The 18,738-nt window shown below is 38.8% G+C and carries 10 protein-coding genes and 1 pseudogene; 5 read left to right on the top strand and 6 right to left on the bottom strand.

The annotated features are described in order from the left end of the window. The 3 genes and pseudogenes from CXF76_RS07240 to CXF76_RS07230 form a co-directional block, all read right to left on the bottom strand. Positions 1–1,094 (bottom strand): annotated as a pseudogene (locus CXF76_RS07240) (EAL domain-containing protein); the annotation flags it as partial. A gap of 219 nt (positions 1,095–1,313) precedes the next feature. Beyond that, positions 1,314–1,928, bottom strand: a complete 615-nt coding sequence (locus CXF76_RS07235) for a response regulator transcription factor (RefSeq protein WP_024589873.1) — start codon at positions 1,926–1,928, stop codon at positions 1,314–1,316. Continuing rightward, the gene (locus CXF76_RS07230) at positions 1,918–4,305 is read right to left on the bottom strand and encodes a PAS domain S-box protein (RefSeq protein ID WP_101163342.1); all 2,388 of its coding nucleotides are present in this window, start codon (positions 4,303–4,305) and stop codon (positions 1,918–1,920) included. The genes CXF76_RS07235 and CXF76_RS07230 overlap by 11 nt, the downstream gene beginning before the upstream one ends. Before the next feature lie 290 nt (positions 4,306–4,595). Here CXF76_RS07230 and CXF76_RS07225 point away from each other — a divergent pair, with 290 nt between their 5' ends. From CXF76_RS07225 to pntB, 4 genes are all read left to right on the top strand, one after another. Continuing rightward, entirely contained in the window at positions 4,596–5,987 is a 1,392-nt protein-coding gene (locus CXF76_RS07225; protein ID WP_101163341.1) for an NAD-dependent succinate-semialdehyde dehydrogenase, read from the top strand. 58 nt (positions 5,988–6,045) lie between these two features. Then, a complete protein-coding gene (adhP, locus tag CXF76_RS07220; protein WP_197173245.1) occupies positions 6,046–7,065 on the top strand; it encodes an alcohol dehydrogenase AdhP in 1,020 nt (339 codons plus the stop codon). A gap of 118 nt (positions 7,066–7,183) precedes the next feature. After that, complete coding sequence (locus CXF76_RS07215; RefSeq protein WP_101163340.1) at positions 7,184–8,716, top strand: Re/Si-specific NAD(P)(+) transhydrogenase subunit alpha; 1,533 nt, start codon at positions 7,184–7,186, stop codon at positions 8,714–8,716. 10 nt (positions 8,717–8,726) lie between these two features. Further along, the gene (gene pntB, locus CXF76_RS07210) at positions 8,727–10,121 is read left to right on the top strand and encodes a Re/Si-specific NAD(P)(+) transhydrogenase subunit beta (protein ID WP_101163343.1); all 1,395 of its coding nucleotides are present in this window, start codon (positions 8,727–8,729) and stop codon (positions 10,119–10,121) included. A 228-nt stretch (positions 10,122–10,349) separates the two neighbouring features. Here the strand turns inward: pntB and CXF76_RS07205 are convergent, their stop codons facing one another. The 3 genes from CXF76_RS07205 to CXF76_RS07195 all read right to left on the bottom strand — a co-directional run bounded on the left by CXF76_RS07205 (position 10,350) and on the right by CXF76_RS07195 (position 15,430). After that, positions 10,350–13,079, bottom strand: a complete 2,730-nt coding sequence (locus tag CXF76_RS07205) for a response regulator (protein ID WP_101163339.1) — start codon at positions 13,077–13,079, stop codon at positions 10,350–10,352. 240 nt (positions 13,080–13,319) lie between these two features. Beyond that, positions 13,320–14,042, bottom strand: coding sequence for a single-stranded DNA-binding protein (ssb, locus tag CXF76_RS07200; protein ID WP_007586300.1), 723 nt, complete (start codon positions 14,040–14,042; stop codon positions 13,320–13,322). A gap of 20 nt (positions 14,043–14,062) precedes the next feature. Next, complete coding sequence (locus CXF76_RS07195; protein WP_010553785.1) at positions 14,063–15,430, bottom strand: MFS transporter; 1,368 nt, start codon at positions 15,428–15,430, stop codon at positions 14,063–14,065. Between the two features lie 162 nt (positions 15,431–15,592). Here CXF76_RS07195 and uvrA point away from each other — a divergent pair, with 162 nt between their 5' ends. After that, complete coding sequence (gene uvrA, locus CXF76_RS07190) at positions 15,593–18,418, top strand: excinuclease ABC subunit UvrA (RefSeq protein ID WP_101163338.1); 2,826 nt, start codon at positions 15,593–15,595, stop codon at positions 18,416–18,418. Positions 18,419–18,738: the final 320 nt, after the last annotated feature.

Genomic DNA, 18,738 nt, shown 5'->3' with positions numbered 1-18,738 from the left:
GCAGCTAGTAATCCAAGTTGGCTATGCCTAACTCTGATAAGAGCTTCATGTTCTAAAATTTCCCCGCTAGAGAGCTCAAATAAAGGCTGGAAGAATAATATAAATTTATTCTTTTTAATATTTTCGATAACTTGCTTACTAGAAAGTGGTTTTTCTTGACAGTAATTTAACGCTAAGCGGTGAGAATGCTGCACTAAGCTGTTTTGCGATAGCATAAGTGCTGATTTTGCTAACTGATAAACCGCAATTTTATCTGCGCCTAATCGATAGTCGCACGCACCTATTTTAATGTTTTTATGAGTCATACTTTTTTGATGATTCTGGCATAGTAAAAACACACTTTTATGGAGCTTTTCAACGTAGCTATCTAACTCGGGAATAGGAATGTGTGGCAAGGTTACGGCCAAGTAACTGGAATTTAGTATTTTTACCGACACATCTTTAAATTCAGTCAATTTTCTAGTGATTAACACTTTAAAAATAGCTTCTTTATCGGTTTTCTTATCAAAGTTACATTCAATGAGTAAAAATAAGCTATGTGATGCTGTATTACCCCCATACAAAGAACTTAATTCGCATTTTTTTACTTGTTTAATTAATCGTATTTTATTTTGTTTTTGTTTAATAATTTTAGTAGGTTGTATCATTGTATTTTTAGGCGTAATTTTGCGGCTTACATTCAATAACCCCCACCAGCGATAAGACCAGCTAGCTGCGCCTAATATGATCAAGTTTAGCAATATAAATAAGTAACTTTGTGTTACCCAAGCAGGATAATGATAGAGGCTCAAACTTAATGTTTTGTAAGAAAAAACTTCGCGCTCTATATTCACTAAATGCCTAAAATGCTCTGCAGGCTTTGGCACTTCCAACACAAAACCTTCACTTTTAGCTAATGCGGCCAACACTTCATTGTTTATAGAAGGAGATAAATTCAGCTCGTAAACTTGTTTAACGAACTGCTGGCCAGAAGCATGAACTTTTTGATGTAATGCATCATTTAAAATAAAATTAAAACTAATAAGTATCATCAAAAATAAGACAAAAGAGATACCTTTGAAGTACTTTAAAAGCCAGAGTTTACTCTTTTGCATAGCCTGCCACTCGTTAAATTATTAACTAAAGTGTTGTTCAATATCTATAGAAGTACAAGGTCGTAAAGCAAGTTTAAACATTTATTACTACATTCAATAAAAAGCCTCGGATAAACGAGACATAATAGTTTAAATTAGTTAGGTATTAGATAAAAGCCTACATGGGGGCTGTTTAAAAGTCTGTGTCATTTCAGCATTATTAAATAGATGGACTGATAATTAATTTAATTGCTCATACATAATTTTACTTCGCACTAATTGAGCGAGTGTTTTAGCACCTAATTTTTCCATTACATGAGAGCGATGAACTTCAACTGTGCGTTCACTAATACTAAGATCGCACGCGATTACTTTATTCATTGCCCCATCAGTCACTCGTTCAAACACTTCACGTTCTCGACTCGACAACGATTCAACATTAATCTTATTTTTATGCTTATCGAGTGATTTTTCATGTTGTTTTTCATCAAGTACCAATGCCTCATTAATACGGTCAATCAAGTGCTGTTCATTAAATGGTTTTCTAATAAAATCAATTGCTCCTAAACGCATCGCTTCTACAGCCATCGGGATATCACCATGCCCGGTAATAAATATTATTGGTAATGAGCAATTTAAATCTTTAAGTTTTTGTTGTAGCTCTAAACCACTCATTTTAGGCATGCGTATATCCAATACTAAGCAACCAGCCATGGTTTCATTATATACATCCAAAAACGCAGCGCCTGAACTAAAGCTCTGAGCGTCAATATCAATAGAGTCTAGTAGTATTTCAAGCCCTTCACGAATACCTTCATCGTCATCAATTATAAAAACGCTTTGCTTATCGCTCATAAACGACTCCTCTATTATGTGTTGGCAAAGTAAACATAAAAATAGCTCCTGTTGGCTTATTGTCATAAAAGTGAATATGCCCACCATGTTCTTCAACAATGCTTTTAGATATAGATAGACCGATGCCTGTGCCATTTTCTTTGGTTGATGAAAAGGGTTTAAATAACTTCTCTCTCATTTCTTCAGGTAACCCTGCACCGGTATCAGCCACTGATATCTCAACATATTTATCTTCATTCAATTTTATTTCGAGCTCTATTTTTGAATCATTTTTATAAGCATTTAACTGCATAGCTTCCATACCATTGCGTAATAAATTAAGAATAACCTGCTCTATTTGCACCCGATCAACAAACACATCAATTTGTTCATCACATGTAATTATTCTGACAGTAATATTGCGAAGTCGCGCTTCTGATTCTGCTAGGTTTGTTACTTCTTTTATTAAAAATATACAATCAATGACTTCTTTTGATCGTTGCCCTTTTTTGGTCATTAACTGCATACGCTCAATAACGGCTCCCGCTCGACGAGAGTGTAAACTTAGTTTTTCAAATATTAAGGGGAGTTTGTCAAACCTCCCTTTCTCACAAAAGTTTTTTGCCGTCTGAGAGAAAAGAGAAATAGCCGTCAGAGGTTGATTTATTTCATGTGCAATTCCTGCTGCCATTTCACCCAATGCATTGACCCTTTCGGTATGCGCTAATTGTTCAGTATGAAGCCGGGCTTGGTCTTCTGACGCACGTTGCTTGGTAATATCTCGAATCAAACCTACAAACATTGTACTTTCATGATTCTGTATTTCACTTACAGATAAGTGAATTGGAAATGTTGTGCCATCTTTATGCTTAGCTACAAGCTCACGACCCACACCAATAATATGCGTCTGCTTCGTTTTTAAATATTGAGCTAAATGCTGGTCATGGTTTTTACTAAATGATGTAGGCATTAATATTGTTACGTTTTTATCTTTTACTTCATCTGAGGCATAACCAAACATAGCTTGCGCAGCAAAATTAAAACTTTGTATAAGCCCGTATTGATCAATGGTAATAACGGCTTCAACAACTGAATTTACTACCGCATCAGAGAAAGCATAACTACTAATTAGGTCAGCTTCAGCCTGCTTAATAGAGGTAATATCATTAATAAATCCTTCAATAATAACTTCACCATTAAAAATAGAACTAACCGGTCCTCCTTTTTCCCACACTAATTTGATCCCACTATTTTTGGTATTAATTCTATATTCAAGTTCAAAGGAGCGTTTTTCTTTGACAGCCTCTGTAAGTGACGCCTGTACCCGCTCATAATCATCTGAATGTATTATTTCCCTCCACAGCATTCTATTTTTTTTAAACTCAGCTCGAGAATAACCAGTTAAACTTTCGCACCCATCACTAACCAGTATCATAGGCCAGCTCATAGTATTAAAAGACTGATATGCCATGCCGGGAAGATTTTTTAATAAATATTCAATCTTATAACGCCCGTCTTTTATTTTACTGCGTGCAAATAAATAAGTATAAGCAGCCAACACAATTAAAAAAGCAATAAAAATACCAAGTGAAATTAAAATTCTCATGATTTTATAGTGAGCAATATACAAAAACTCATCACTGGGCGATATGCTTATCTCCCACTTATGACCTTGTAAATCATAGGATGCTTTTTTATCCCAAATGCTTGTAACAGGAAATGAATTTGTTTGATCTGAATATACTTTTTGCCCATCAATAAACAGCGTAAAATGATATTCCTTAAGTAAAAATGCAGGTACAACTGCCTTAATGTAAGGTTCAAAAATCAACGCACTTGCAATAAAACCCTCTAGTTTTTTATTGGTGTTAAAAACAGGAATATATATTCCGATACCCTCTCCACCATAAATAGATTGCAAAGGTGTTGTGACGACTGCTTGTTCTGTATTTTGTGCTTTTATTGCGGCTAACAATGCAGGCAGATTTAATGCCAAATTAAAATCGATGGCGATCTCATTACCTTGCTTTGGTATTATTTTTCGCACATGTAATGATCTATCAATCCAACCTATGGCTTGATAGCCATGTTGCGAATCGTACAATGTTTTACTGATTACTTCCCAATCACCTTGTGGCATATCGCTTGATATAGAAGACAACTTAGATAACTCTGACAGTGATGTTATTCGCTCTTCCAAGTCATCTTTAAGCAGTGTTTTAATACCTTGGGCAGTATTTTGCGTTACTCGTTCAATATGGATTCGCTCTTGGGAATCTATATGAAATACTATAAAAATCATTAAACACGTAACCAGTATTCCTACCATTATTGCGTACAATAAAATAGCTAATTGGGATGAGGAAAATACTTTCGATTTTTTATCACTGTAATTCATGATGAATTTAAACTAGCGCCTCGTTGATTAATAACTAATGCGTTTACCCACTACGCACTGCATTATTTTATAATCCGTTATCACTCCCATCCGCGTCAAGGATTAACTGAGTGATTAAAAATAAATAAATCAAACAGTTATACTTTCAAGATGTGGATTCCCACATGTATTTACGTAACACCACGAATAGCCTCACTTTAGTACTTGTTTTACCATAATTATACACGCAGCTTCTAAGCGTTATTAATTTTAAAATAAGAGTCTTATTTAATTTAACTGAGGATATTATCATGAGCTATGCAACAACAAATCCATATACAGGTGAGGTTATAAAAACTTTTCCTGATGCTACTGATGCTGAAATTACTCAAGCAATAGAAAATGCCGATTCTGCATTTCAATCATGGAAAAAAACACCTTTCTCTTCTCGCGCTAAAATAATGCAAAAAGCGGCTGACTTATTACGTAAAGATGTAGTTAGTTACGCCAACTTATTAACTTTAGAAATGGGTAAAATAACATCAGAAGCAAAGGCTGAAGTTGAATTATCCGCAGCTATTTTAGAGTACTACGCGAATAATGCTGAGAGACTTCTCGCATCAGAAAAATTACCCGTTGCAGATCCAGCTGAGGGCGAGGCAATTATTATCCATGAACCACTTGGTGTATTGCTTGCCATTGAGCCATGGAATTTCCCGTATTATCAAGTTGCTCGTATTATTGCGCCGCAATTGTCAGCGGGTAACACTATGCTACTAAAACATGCGGGTATTGTTCCACAATGTGCAGCAGCATTTGAAGCACTTATGCTCGAAGCTGGTCTGCCAAAAGGCGCTTTTAAAAACCTATACGCCGCACATTCCCAAACAGAAATGATCATTTCTCATCCATTAGTTCGTGGTGTTGCACTTACCGGTTCTGAAAGCGCTGGTGCAATCGTTGCTTCTACCGCTGGTAAAGCACTTAAAAAGTCTACATTAGAGCTTGGTGGTGCAGATGCATTTGTTGTACTTGCTGACGCTGAAATGGAAAAAACGGTTAATTGGGCAGTATTTGGTCGTCACTGGAACGGTGGGCAAGTATGTGTATCGTCTAAACGAATGATCATCGAAGATGAAGTTTATGATGAGTTTGTTGAACTTTATACTGCTGGTGTTGCTAAGTTGCAAGCAGGTGATCCGCTTGATCCCACTACAACTTTGGCGCCATTGTCATCACAAGGTGCAGCTGATGAACTAAAAGTTAAAATTAACGAAGCGATCAAGCTTGGTGCAACAGCCACTGAAGTGGGTCCTAAAGTACCTAGTCAAGGCGCCTTTGTACAACCCACTATTTTAACGAATATTAGCGAAGATAATCCGGCTCGCAACTGGGAATTCTTTGGTCCTGTGTCTATGTTATTTCGTGCAAAAAATGAAGATGACGCAATTAGAATTGCGAACGACTCTCCATTTGGCTTAGGTGGCTCTGTATTTACGTCAAACCCTGATCATGGCTTAGAAGTTGCTAAAAAAATATCTACCGGCATGGTGTTTGTAAACCATCCAACGATGGTAAAAGCCGACTTACCATTTGGTGGTGTTCGCCGTTCTGGTTATGGTCGTGAACTAATTGGCTTGGGTATTAAAGAGTTTGTTAACCACAAACTAATCGACGTTGTTGACATTGATGCGCCATTTTAAATAGCGCAGTTTAATAAAAACCCCTTAAATATTAATAGGAACGATTATGAATAACAAAATGAAAGCAGCCGTTGTTGAGCAATTTGGCAAACCTTTAGTTCTACGCGATTTAGATATTCCATCACCTAATGCAGGGCAAATATTAGTTAAAACAGAAGCCTGCGGTGTATGCCACACAGATTTACATGCAGCAAACGGTGATTGGCCATTAAAACCAACTCCACCATTTACTCCTGGCCATGAAGGCATTGGGCTAGTTACCAAAATTGGCGAAGGTGTTACAAGCGTAAAAGTAGGCGATAGAGTCGGTGTTCCGTGGCTATATTCAGCTTGTGGACACTGTGAATTTTGCTTAAGTGCTTATGAACCAGTATGTCCTGATGCTGAGTTTGGTGGCTACACTAAAGATGGTGGTTTCGCCGAGTATATTATTGCCGATCCTAATTACGTTGCACTTATTCCTGATGGCTTATCAGCAGTACAAGCGGCCCCTATAATTTGTGCTGGTATTACAACTTACAAAGGTATTAAAGAAACCGATGCTAAACCAGGTGAGTGGGTAGCAATTTCAGGTTGTGGTGGACTTGGTCATTTAGCGATTCAATATGCCAAGGCGATGGGTCTTAAAGTGTGTGCGATAGATATTGATGACGGTAAGCTTGAACACGCAACCTTACTTGGCGCCGATGCAGTCGTAAATGCTAAAACAGATAATGCAGCAGACACCGTCAAAGAAATAACGCAAGGTGGCGCCCATGGCGTACTTATTACGGCTCCTTCCCTACCAGCATTTGAGCAAGGGGTTAATATGACCCGTAAACACGGTACATGTGTTTTAGTTGGCTTACCGCCTGGTGAGTTTCCGACGCCATTATTTGATGTAGTAGCAAATTGCATCACTATTAAAGGATCATTTGTTGGGAACCGCAAAGATATGGCCGAAGCGCTCGCTTTTGCGGCACAAGGCAAAGTTAAGGCGGATATTGAATTACAGCCTTTAAGCGCTATTAATGAAATATTTGAAAGACTCGAACATGGCAAAGTACCATCTCGTGTAGTTATTGATTTTACACTTTAAACAGTAATAAATACGGTGGATTCATGTTAGTAAATAACATATTTCATCGTATCGCTAATTCCATAACGCCCAGATACATATTAATTCCTCTTCATGGCATTTAAATCGAGGTTCGACAATGAAAATTGGTGTTCCAAAAGAAATCCACACTGGCGAGCGACGAGTCGCGACGACCCCTGATGTAGTAAGTAAATTAACAAAGCTTGGTTTTGATGTTGTCATTGAAACTGGTGCAGGAATGGCGGCTAATTACGCCGATGATGCGTATGGTGAAGCTGGTTGTAAAATAGTTAACTCAGCACAAGATGTATGGGCACAGTCTGATATTGTACTAAAAGTACAAGCACCTGAAGGTGATGAAAATACATTACTAAAAAGCGGACAAACATTAATCTGTTTTTTATGGCCGGCACAAAACCCAGAGATGCTAAAAGATTTAACTCAGCGTGGTATCACCGCCATTGCAATAGATAGCATTCCTCGTATTTCTCGGGCACAAAAAATGGATGCCCGCAGCTCAATGGCCAACATATCAGGCTATCGTGCAATTGTAGAAGCAGCTCAACATTTTGGCCGGTTTTTTACCGGACAAATTACAGCGGCAGGAAGAGTTGCTCCCGCCAAGGTACTTGTAATTGGTGCCGGTGTTGCTGGTTTAGCCGCTATTGGGGCTGCAAAAAGTATGGGCGCAATTGTTCGCTCATTTGATACACGTGCTGAAGTAAAAGAGCAAATTGAAAGCATGGACGCTGAGTTTTTAATGCTCGACTTTAAAGATGAAGACGGCTCAGGCGAAGGCGGTTACGCTAAAGTAATGAGCGATGAATTTATCGAAGCCGAAATGGCATTGTTTGCAGCGCAAGCTAAAGACGTTGATATAATTGTTACTACCGCACTCATACCCGGAAAACCAGCGCCTAAGTTGATCACCAGCGAGATGGTTGCATCAATGAAGAGCGGCAGCGTAATAGTCGATCTTGCAGCCGAACAAGGTGGAAACTGTGAATTAACAGTTCCGGGTAAGGTTGCCGTATGCCATGGTGTATCGATTATTGGTTACACCGATTTACCAAGTCGCCTTGCTGCACAATCGAGCCAATTATACAGTAATAACTTACACAACCTGTTAGCCGAAATGACCCCGGAAAAAGATGGCAAACTCTTTGTTGATATGACAAACGACGTTGTTTTAGGTGCAACTATATGTACTGAAGGAAAAATAACTTGGCCGCCACCAGCGCCCACACTATCTGCCCCCCCTAAAAAGGTTGCGGCTACACCTAAACCTACTATTGTTGAGAAAAAGAAATCGGTATTTGGACCTATTATTGGCGCCGCTATCGGTGCATTAGCATTGCTTGGGCTTGGTGGCGTTGCACCCGCTGATTTTATGTCTCATTTTACCGTTTTTGTCTTAGCCTGCTTTGTAGGTTATATGGTTATTTGGAGTGTATCGCCTGCACTACATACGCCTTTAATGAGTGTAACCAATGCCATTTCAAGCATTATTGTTATCGGTGCTTTAATTCAAATAAGCTCACCAGACGACACCATTAAATGGTTTGCCGTTTTTACCGTGTTAATTGCGAGTATTAATATTGTTGGCGGCTTTGCTGTAACACATCGCATGCTCAAAATGTTCCGTAAGTGAGGTTGTCATGATCAGTACTGGTATTGTAACCGTGGCATACATTGCTGCGATGGTTCTTTTTATTTTGGCTTTAAACGGCCTATCCAATCAAGAAACTGCCCGTAAAGGTAATTGGTATGGTATTTCAGGCATGGTTATTGCTCTTTTTGCGACTGTTTTAGGTGTTGTTACCAATAACTATATTGAGTTGATGATTGCATTATTAGTGGGTGGCAGTATTGGCTTACTTGTAGCAAAACGAGTGCAAATGACTGAAATTCCAGAGCTGATTGCTATTTTGCACAGTCTAGTCGGACTCGCGGCTATAATGGTCGGGTATGCTAACTTTGCGGATGCTTCTAGTCATTTTTCAGGAATTGATTTGACCATTCACGATATTGAAACCTATATAGGTGTTTTAATTGGTGCTATTACATTTTCAGGTTCAATTACCGCTTTTGGTAAATTATCTGGTCGAATAGGCAGTAAACCTTTAACACTACCAGGGCGACACATATTTAACCTTGTTTTATTAGTTGCTGTAGCGTGGCTTGGGCAGCAATTCGTTGTGCAGTCTGCTGTTGGTAATGGCATGTTGCCACTGGTTATTATGATAGCGCTTGCTTTAGTTTTTGGTATTCATATGGTTATGGCAATTGGCGGTGCCGATATGCCGGTTGTTATATCTATGCTTAATAGTTATTCAGGCTGGGCCGCTGCCGCGACAGGCTTTATGCTAAATAACGATTTACTCATTGTAATTGGTGCATTAGTTGGTTCAAGCGGAGCTATTTTGAGCTATATAATGTGCAAAGCTATGAACCGAAATTTTTTATCGGTAATTGCCGGTGGATTCGGTGGTAGCAATGTAAAAGCTTTACCTGCTGGGGATCAAGAACAAGGTGAAGTACTAACAATCAGTGCAACCGAAACAGCAGAGCTGCTCATGAACGCAAAAGAAGTAATGATTATTCCTGGATACGGAATGGCCGTTGCAAAAGCGCAGCAAATAGTCTCTGAACTCACAAGTAAATTACGTGAAAAAGACATTAACGTGCGCTTTGCAATACATCCTGTTGCAGGGCGAATGCCTGGACAAATGAATGTGTTATTAGCTGAAGCTAAAGTTCCTTACGACATTGTTTTTGAAATGGATGAAGTAAACGACGATTTTCCACAAGTCGATGTTTCTCTTGTGATTGGTGCAAACGATATTGTAAATCCGTCAGCACTTGATGAACCAAATAGCCCTATCGCCGGCATGCCGGTACTTGAATGCTGGCATGGTAAAGCGTCTATCGTTTTAAAGCGCAGTATGGCAACCGGCTATGCTGGGGTACAAAATCCACTATTTTTTAAAGAAAACACACAGATGCTCTTTGGAGATGCCAAAGACACGTTAGTCGAAGTTGTTGCTGCACTATAAAAGTAACGTTGCAAAGCCGTGGAGGATTCCATGGCTTTGTTATTTTTGCATTACTTAGATTTTATATTTTTGAGATCCGCTTAATTGCCGTGATTATAACTAGTTAAACTACCTATTAAACCTTTGAGTCAAATTCTATTTTAAGTTATTCAAAACAGGCTCAAGCAACGGGAGATATTACGACAGGCATTTGATATATATAATTATTAAATCACTTTAATGGCTCAGCTATTTATTTAAACAGCGGATTATAGTTTCACGTAGATTTTGCGCTTTAATAGGCTTTGCAACATGGGCGTTCATGCCAATGGATAAGTATCGTGTAATATCATCTTTCATAACATTAGCTGTTAAAGCAATTATTGGAATATTTGCGATTGCTTTGTCACTATCGCTACGAATAATTTTACTCGCCTCAACCCCGTCCATAATAGGCATATGAATATCCATCAAAATAATATCGTACAATTGTAATTTCACGGCTTGAATACATTCTAATCCATTGTCGACCAAGTAAATTTGAGCATCAGCCTTCTCTAGTATGTTTGTAACGATTAGTTTATTGATCGAGTTATCTTCCACAACCAATATTTTTATACCTGCCAGCGACGCTTCACTTACGGTGTTTACTATAGGAACTTCATTAAGAGAGTCTACTACTTTACTTTCAATCGCCTCATACAAAACACTCGTGTATACAGGTTTCTGCAAAATAGTTTTTATACTTACTTTTTTGGCTGCATTATTAAGTAAACTTTCGTCACTCATTATAAGCACAATCGTGTTGTTATAAAGTTGAGGATTAATATTGAAAATGCGTATTAAAAAAGCTTCGCTACTCATTGATGGCATTGCCCAGTCGACAATAATAACTTTAAATTTATCTTTATTGTGTTCAATAATATCAATAGCTTGTTTAGCAGATTGACAGGCCGTACATACTAGCCCCATAGCCGTTAGCTGATTTTCAATTACCTTAAGATCATCTTCATTATCATCTATAATTAATACCTCAAACGAATCAGTAAATGTTAGGTCGGGAGTGTTATCAATCAACGCTTGGTTATTCAATTTCACCTTAATCGAAGCTATAAATTCACTACCTACACCTTGAGTACTTTTTACCGTTATATCCCCACCCATCGATTGGCATAAACGCTTACTTATAGTTAAACCTAAACCTGTGCCGCCAAATTTCCTGGTTGTAGAGCTGTCAGCTTGAGTAAAAGATTCAAATAAATCGGCAAGGCTTTGCTCGGCAATCCCAATACCGGAATCCTTAACAATGAAATACAAACAAACGCTCTTAGGATCGGCTAACGATCTTTTTGATTCTATTAATACCGATACAAAGCCCTGTGTAGTAAATTTAATTGAGTTAGAGCATAAATTTAGCAGTACTTGGTTTATTCGAACTACATCACCTATTAAATCGAGCTTAACCTCTTTACCAATGACAATATCAAATGTGATCCCTTTGCTTTGAGCTAGCTCATCAAAAGTTGCTTTGATGTAGTCAACAACCAAATTTACAGAAAAAGGAAATTCCTCAAGGTTAATATTTCCAGACTCAATTTTTGAAAAGTCTAAAATATCGTTAATAACTACAAGGAGTTGATCTGAAGAATATTTAATTTTATTTAAATAATGCTCATATTCCCCGGGCAAACCTTTTTCGAGCAAAATGTTGGTTAAGCCAATAATCCCACTCATAGGGGTTCTAATTTCATGACTCATATTTGCTAAAAATTCAGACTTAGCGGATGTCAGCTTTTCGGCCTCTTCTTTGCCTTGCAACAGTTCTTCAGTACGCTGATCAACGCGAGACTCTAATCTTTGCTTTTCTTCATCAAGCTCTTTTAAAAGTTGAATGCGCCGTTGATTTAAAAACAATACGAAAACTAAAAAGCTGCTAAGAATAAAAATAATCGCAGTAGCGCTGTAAATTAATGTTTTATTTTGCTCAAAATAGGTTGGCTCGTAATAAGATATGATCGACTTTTCTGGCAAGCTTTGTGGAGCTATATCGAACTTGTTTAATTGACGCCAGTCGTAAGCGTAAACACTTAGCCCTTCACCACTGATTGCACTTAAGCTTTTATTTTCATTGTATAAAATTATCGAATCGGCAATACGTTCACCTATTTTTTCACCCGACAACACATATCCACCAACAACACCTGAGCCTAATAGTACCTCCCAATAACTAAAAACGGGCGCAGAACTTGCTTTTGCTAATTGCTCTACGAGCTGATAAGGGCTAAGGGATTTATTGTCGTAATGCCTGAAAATGGGAGTAAACAATATAATTGAATCATCTGGCGCATTTTTTACTTTAGTGAGCAGCTCTGGCATTGAAAGATCAAACCACTTCTCTACGTCTAAATACGAAAAGTCACGGTTAATAACCGAAAAGAGCCCTCGATAAAAGCTCATCCCAATATCGTTTTTTGTATCTAATATAACGATTAATTTTTTAGGCTTCATTAAATTAACAGCGCTTGCTGTTGCTTGCGCGTAATCTAATTTAGCTTGGATCACTGCTCCGTTAGTATTTTTAGGCAAACTAAATTGAGCGCCTGGTTCCAAATATATTCTTGGAGCATTTATAAAAAAGTCATCTAATTGCGATAAAAGTACTGCAGCAGAAGGAGACTGAGTAACAATGATATCGATGTGCTTATTTTTATATTTTTGTTTGAGGTAGTCCTTCATTAACTGTTTTTGATTTGCTTCATCGAATCGGTTTACATCCATATTTTCAACGAAGAGTTCATAACTAAAAGAACGTTCTATAAGTTTTTTACGCAGTCCAGAATCAACACTTTTGTGCCAAGGCATATCTTGGTTTGTTGAATTTATAAATAAAACATGAGTAACATTTGAAGAAGATTGAGCGTTTGAAATTGGACTCACAAATTGAAAAACAAGAAATAAAAATAAGATATTAGTTTTCATGTTTCTCATTGTGTAATCAAGGTGAAAGTCCTTTAATGGTAAGTGTTAACGATATATATATCAATTAAATAAAATGTAAATACCACCATAATTTAACATGTTTACTAATACTATTTCATTTTATTGCTTAATGACGATATTCATTGATAGTTCTGGGTTGCCTTCACTACACAACTCGTATAAAAAAACCCCGTAAAAACGAGGTCTAATATGAGTATTACACTAATAACTTTATATCATTTAGAACGGGATATCGTCGTCAAAATCAATGGTTGGTTCCATTGGGTTTGATGCGCCACCTTGCGGAGCACTTTGTGGTTTAGGAGCGAAACCACCTTGCTGTTGTGGTGCACTTTTTTGCTGTGGTGCATAACCACCTTGCGGCTGATATTGATTACTTTGCTGCTGTGGTGCTGGAGCCGGTTTTGGTTGTGCTGCTGGTGCGGCTTGTTGCTGCGGATTATAGCCACTTTGCTGTGCAGCTTGGCCTTGGTTATTTTGACCGTAACCACCGCTTTGTTGACCACCTTGCGGCTGATTACCTTGGTAACCACCACCTTGTTGTCCACCTTGCGGCTGATTACCTTGGTAACCACCACTTTGCTGATCGCCACCACGTGCGCCTAACATTTGCATTTGACCAGTAAATCCATCTACAACTATTTCTGTAGTGTATTTTTCTTGGCCTTGTTGATCGGTCCACTTACGTGTTTGAAGTTTACCTTCAACATAAATTTGTGAACCTTTACGACAATATTCACCAACAATTTCAGCTAATTTGCCAAAGAACACAACACGATGCCACTCAGTTTTATCAACCATTTGGCCAGTGTTTTTATCTTTATAGCTATCCGAAGTTGCTAAGGTAATATTTGCTACACCATTGCCGTTAGGCATATAACGAACTTCAGGATCTTGCCCTAAATTACCAACCAAAATTACTTTGTTCACACCGCGTGCCATGGAACCATCTCCTATAAATGTTAGATTAAACCAGCTACTTTACGTGCTTGGTCTAGGTCAAATTCTTTATCATTAATCTTTAAATAGCTGCGACTTTCATCGCGAACCACAGTTGCTTCTATTACGCCTGGTAAAGCAACTAACTGAGAAGCAAGTGTTTGAGCATGCTCTTCAGAATCTAATTTGGTCATTAAACTAATAACTTTACTTTTGGGTGGGACTTGCATTTTCCACGCAATAATAAGCCATATTAACCCAACAAGTGCCGCTGCCGCAAACACAGCTTGCGTCGTTGTAGTTTGTGCTACATAACCACCTAACATACCGCCTAAAAAGGCGCCTAAAAACTGACTAGATGAGTAGCCACCCATTGCCGAACCTTTTTGGCTTGCAGGTGCTATTCGCGATACAAGCGCAGGCATAGTGGCTTCTAAAAAGTTAAACGCCACAAAATAAAGCAGCATACACACAGCAATGCCTACTACACTATTAACCCATACCGACATTGCTAGCATACTAATAGTTAACAAGGCTACTGAGCCAATAAATGCTTGTTTTTCTTTCTCTTTTTTAATGGCTACAATCATTATTGGTACCATTAATAAAAATGCTAAAAATAGCACTGGAATATATAAATACCAGTGATGGTCGGCAACTAAGCCATCTTTAATTAATTGACTCGGCAGTACGACAAATATTGTGGTTAGCGTTAAGTGTAATAGCAATACACCTGCATTTAATCGTGCTAACTGAGGGTGCTTAATTAGTTTTTTAATGTCGCTAAAGCTTGCTAATGTATCGCCTTTGGGCGCTTTATTTACCGCATTTGGCACTAGCATAGTCACTATAAATATACCAAAAACAGCTAAAATAGCAGTCAACCAAAATACACCCGCAATACCCCACGAAGCTGCAACAATTGGCCCAAGTAGCATAGCAAAGGCAAAGCTCATTCCTATGCTCATACCAATAACGGCCATTACCTTTGGTCGTTGCTCATCGCGGCTTAAATCTGAAGCAAACGCGAGTAGTGCACTGGCTATTGCGCCCATACCTTGTAGAGCGCGGCCTACGGTAACCATTTGAATAGAGTCAGCTAATGCAGCAACTACAGAGCCAATAGCAAATACGACTAAGCCACCAACAATAACCTTTTTACGACCAATTTTATCGGATAATCGACCCATAGGTATTTGCAATACGGCTTGCGTTAAACCATACGCACCAATGGCAAAACCAATCCAAATAGGCGAAAAACCTTCAAGCGATTGTCCATAAATAGCCAATACAGGCATCAGCATAAACAAGCCGAGCATTCTAAATGCAAACACACTCGCCAGCGATACTGCGGCGCGTTTTTCTCGTGAATTAAGTGAAGATGCGGTCATTATCTGCGTGATCTTACTCTATGAAAAATTGAGGTTGGGATTCTACCATAAGCTTGGCAATAATTAATCGCCTATAAGTAAGGATTTTTCATTGATCAAGGATTAATATTGCTTCGTATTATGCGATACTGAGTAAATAATTTTGGTAATAAACGAGATAGCATGGAAAACATTGAAGTCCGAGGCGCCCGTACGCATAATTTAAAAGACATCAGCCTAACCATCCCACGTGATAAATTAATAGTTATTACTGGTCTATCTGGTTCGGGGAAGTCATCACTTGCATTTGATACACTTTATGCAGAAGGACAACGCCGGTATGTTGAATCACTTTCTGCGTATGCAAGACAATTTTTATCGCTTATGGAAAAGCCTGATGTAGATCACATCGAAGGCCTCTCTCCTGCAATTTCTATTGAGCAAAAATCAACGTCTCATAACCCACGATCCACTGTGGGTACTATTACCGAAATTTACGATTATTTACGACTTATGTTTGCCCGCGTTGGCGAACCACGATGCCCTACACATGATTTACCACTTGCTGCGCAAACCGTTAGTCAAATGGTAGATACTGTTTTGGCACTGCCTGAAGGCAGTAAGTTAATGCTGCTTGCGCCAATAGTAAAAGAGCGTAAAGGTGAGCATGTTAAGTTATTAGAGCAGCTATCAAGCCAAGGTTATATTCGCGCCCGTATAGACGGTGAAGTATGTGACTTGTCTGATCCACCAACACTTGAGCTTCATAAAAAACATACAATAGAAGTTGTTGTAGACAGATTTAAAGTAAAAGATGGCTTACAACAACGCTTAGCAGAATCGTTTGAAACTGCGCTTGAAATGTCTAATGGCGTTGCACATGTAGCATACATGGATGATAGCAGCGCTGAAGAAATTCTATTCTCAGCAAACTTTGCCTGCCCTACTTGTGGCTATGCAATGACTGAGCTAGAACCGCGTTTGTTTTCGTTTAATAACCCTGCTGGTGCGTGCCAAACCTGTGATGGTTTAGGTATACGTCAATATTTTGATCCTAATCGCGTAGTGCATAACCCAGAGTTAAGTCTTGCTGGCGGTGCAATTAAAGGCTGGGATAAACGCAGCTTTTATTACTATCAAATGCTACAAGCCGTTGCTGAGCATTATAGTTTTGATTTAGATGTGCCTTATCAAGATTTAGACAGCGACTCGAAAAAAATTATTTTAGATGGCTCTGGTAGCACTAAAATTGCGTTTAATTACCGTAACGACCGTGGCGATTTAATTACGCGTAATCACGAGTTTGAAGGCGTTTTAAACAACATGAATCGCCGCTACCGCGAGACAGAGTCAAACTCTGTACGCGAAGAGCTTGCTAAATACCAAACAAGCCAAGCATGTCCTAGCTGTAATGGCTCGCGTTTACGCGAAGAATCTCGAAATGTATTTATTGGGCAAACCAACTTACCTGCAATCACGTGCATGAGTATTGGTGAAGCTATGGAGTTTTTTGAAGGGTTAACGCTAACCGGACAAAAAGGCCAAATAGCTGAAAAAATACTAAAAGAAATTCGCGACCGTTTATCATTTTTGATTAACGTTGGCCTAAATTACTTATCACTTGAACGTAGCGCCGACACACTATCAGGTGGTGAGGCTCAGCGTATCCGCTTAGCCAGTCAAATTGGTGCCGGTCTTGTAGGTGTAATGTACGTACTAGATGAGCCATCTATTGGATTACATCAACGCGATAACGACCGTTTATTACAAACATTGGTACATTTACGCGACTTAGGTAACACCGTTATTGTGGTAGAGCACGATGAAGATGCTATTCGTGCCGCTGACCATATTATTGATATTGGCCCAGGCGCGGGTGTTCATGGTGGGCATATTATTGCTCAAGGAACACGCGACGATATTTTAGCAAGCAAAGAGTCTGTTACGGGCCAGTTTTTATCAGGCGTACGTAGAATAGAAATACCAAAAGAACGTCATCCAACGAACGACAAGTGGCTAGAGCTATTTGGCGCAACGGGTAATAATCTTAAAAATGTAGATCTAAAAATCCCATTTGGTTTAATGACTTGTGTGACAGGTGTATCGGGCTCGGGTAAATCAACGCTAATAAACGACACTTTGTTTAAACTTGCTCATACAGAGTTAAATGGCGCAACAACTGCCGAAGCGGCACCATATAAATCAATTAGTGGTTTAGATCATTTTGATAAAGTGATCGATATTGATCAAAGCCCGATTGGTCGTACTCCGCGTTCAAATCCAGCAACCTACACAGGTATATTTACCGGCATTCGTGAGTTATTTGCAGGTACACAAGAAGCGCGCTCACGTGGCTACAAAGTAGGTCGCTTTAGCTTTAACGTTAAAGGCGGACGCTGTGAAGCTTGCCAAGGTGACGGCTTAATTAAAGTTGAAATGCACTTTTTACCTGATGTGTATGTACCGTGTGATGTATGTAAGAGTAAACGCTATAACCGCGAAACCCTCGAAGTACAATACAAAGGTAAAAACATACACCAAGTGCTTGAGATGACTGTTGAAGACGCTCATGATTACTTTGATAAAATACCGGCTATTGCTCGTAAGCTTAAAACGCTTATGGACGTTGGTTTGTCGTATGTTCGTTTAGGTCAAGCCGCTACTACTCTTTCAGGTGGTGAGGCGCAACGTGTAAAACTAGCGCGCGAGCTATCAAAGCGTGATACAGGTAAAACGCTCTACATATTAGATGAGCCAACAACAGGCTTACACTTTGCTGATATTGAACAGCTGCTTGTTGTGCTTCATCGCTTGCGCGATCACGGCAATACAATTGTTGTTATTGAGCACAACCTTGATGTAATTAAAACAGCAGATTGGGTTATCGATTTAGGACCTGAAGGCGGTGCTGGCGGTGGTGAAATACTCATTGCCGGTACACCAGAAGAAGTAGCCGAATGTGAGCGTTCACATACTGGGCATTACTTAAAACCTCTATTAAATAAATAGAGGTTTAGTTGTGAAAAATCAATCGGCATTAAGGTTATTTAACTGTCGAGATTACATTTGATTAAAAATAGCGAGAAGACTCACTTCTCGCTATTTTTTTGCTCTAACTTTTCTTTTATCAACATAATACCAATCCGCAATAATACTTAATCATTTTGCGGGGCTAAACGTGTCGCTACCTGTGTTAAAAAATTCTCATTTACGACTGCATGGATGCAGAAGGTAGAGCAATGCAGGAGCAATTGCCGAGAGCAACTAAATAGCGAATTTTTTGCCTAGCTATCAACACGTTTTTCCATCCTCAAAATAGATCACTTAAT

It is taken from the genome of Pseudoalteromonas sp. 78C3, assembly GCF_002836695.1.
Taxonomy (GTDB): domain Bacteria; phylum Pseudomonadota; class Gammaproteobacteria; order Enterobacterales; family Alteromonadaceae; genus Pseudoalteromonas; species Pseudoalteromonas arctica.
Note: the sequence above shows the minus strand (reverse complement) of the source record. Positions and strands in the feature narration are given on the sequence as shown.

What these genes read in the sequence shown, in the direction of transcription:
- CXF76_RS07235 (WP_024589873.1), bottom strand. Translation starts at nt 1,928, where the DNA reads ATGAGCGATAAGCAAAGCGTTTTTATAATTGATGACGATGAAGGTATT.
- CXF76_RS07230 (WP_101163342.1), bottom strand. Translation starts at nt 4,305, where the DNA reads ATGAATTACAGTGATAAAAAATCGAAAGTATTTTCCTCATCCCAATTA.
- CXF76_RS07225 (WP_101163341.1), top strand. Translation starts at nt 4,596, where the DNA reads ATGAGCTATGCAACAACAAATCCATATACAGGTGAGGTTATAAAAACT.
- adhP (WP_197173245.1), top strand. Translation starts at nt 6,046, where the DNA reads ATGAAAGCAGCCGTTGTTGAGCAATTTGGCAAACCTTTAGTTCTACGC.
- CXF76_RS07215 (WP_101163340.1), top strand. Translation starts at nt 7,184, where the DNA reads ATGAAAATTGGTGTTCCAAAAGAAATCCACACTGGCGAGCGACGAGTC.
- CXF76_RS07205 (WP_101163339.1), bottom strand. Translation starts at nt 13,079, where the DNA reads ATGAAAACTAATATCTTATTTTTATTTCTTGTTTTTCAATTTGTGAGT.
- ssb (WP_007586300.1), bottom strand. Translation starts at nt 14,042, where the DNA reads ATGGCACGCGGTGTGAACAAAGTAATTTTGGTTGGTAATTTAGGGCAA.
- CXF76_RS07195 (WP_010553785.1), bottom strand. Translation starts at nt 15,430, where the DNA reads ATGACCGCATCTTCACTTAATTCACGAGAAAAACGCGCCGCAGTATCG.
- uvrA (WP_101163338.1), top strand. Translation starts at nt 15,593, where the DNA reads ATGGAAAACATTGAAGTCCGAGGCGCCCGTACGCATAATTTAAAAGAC.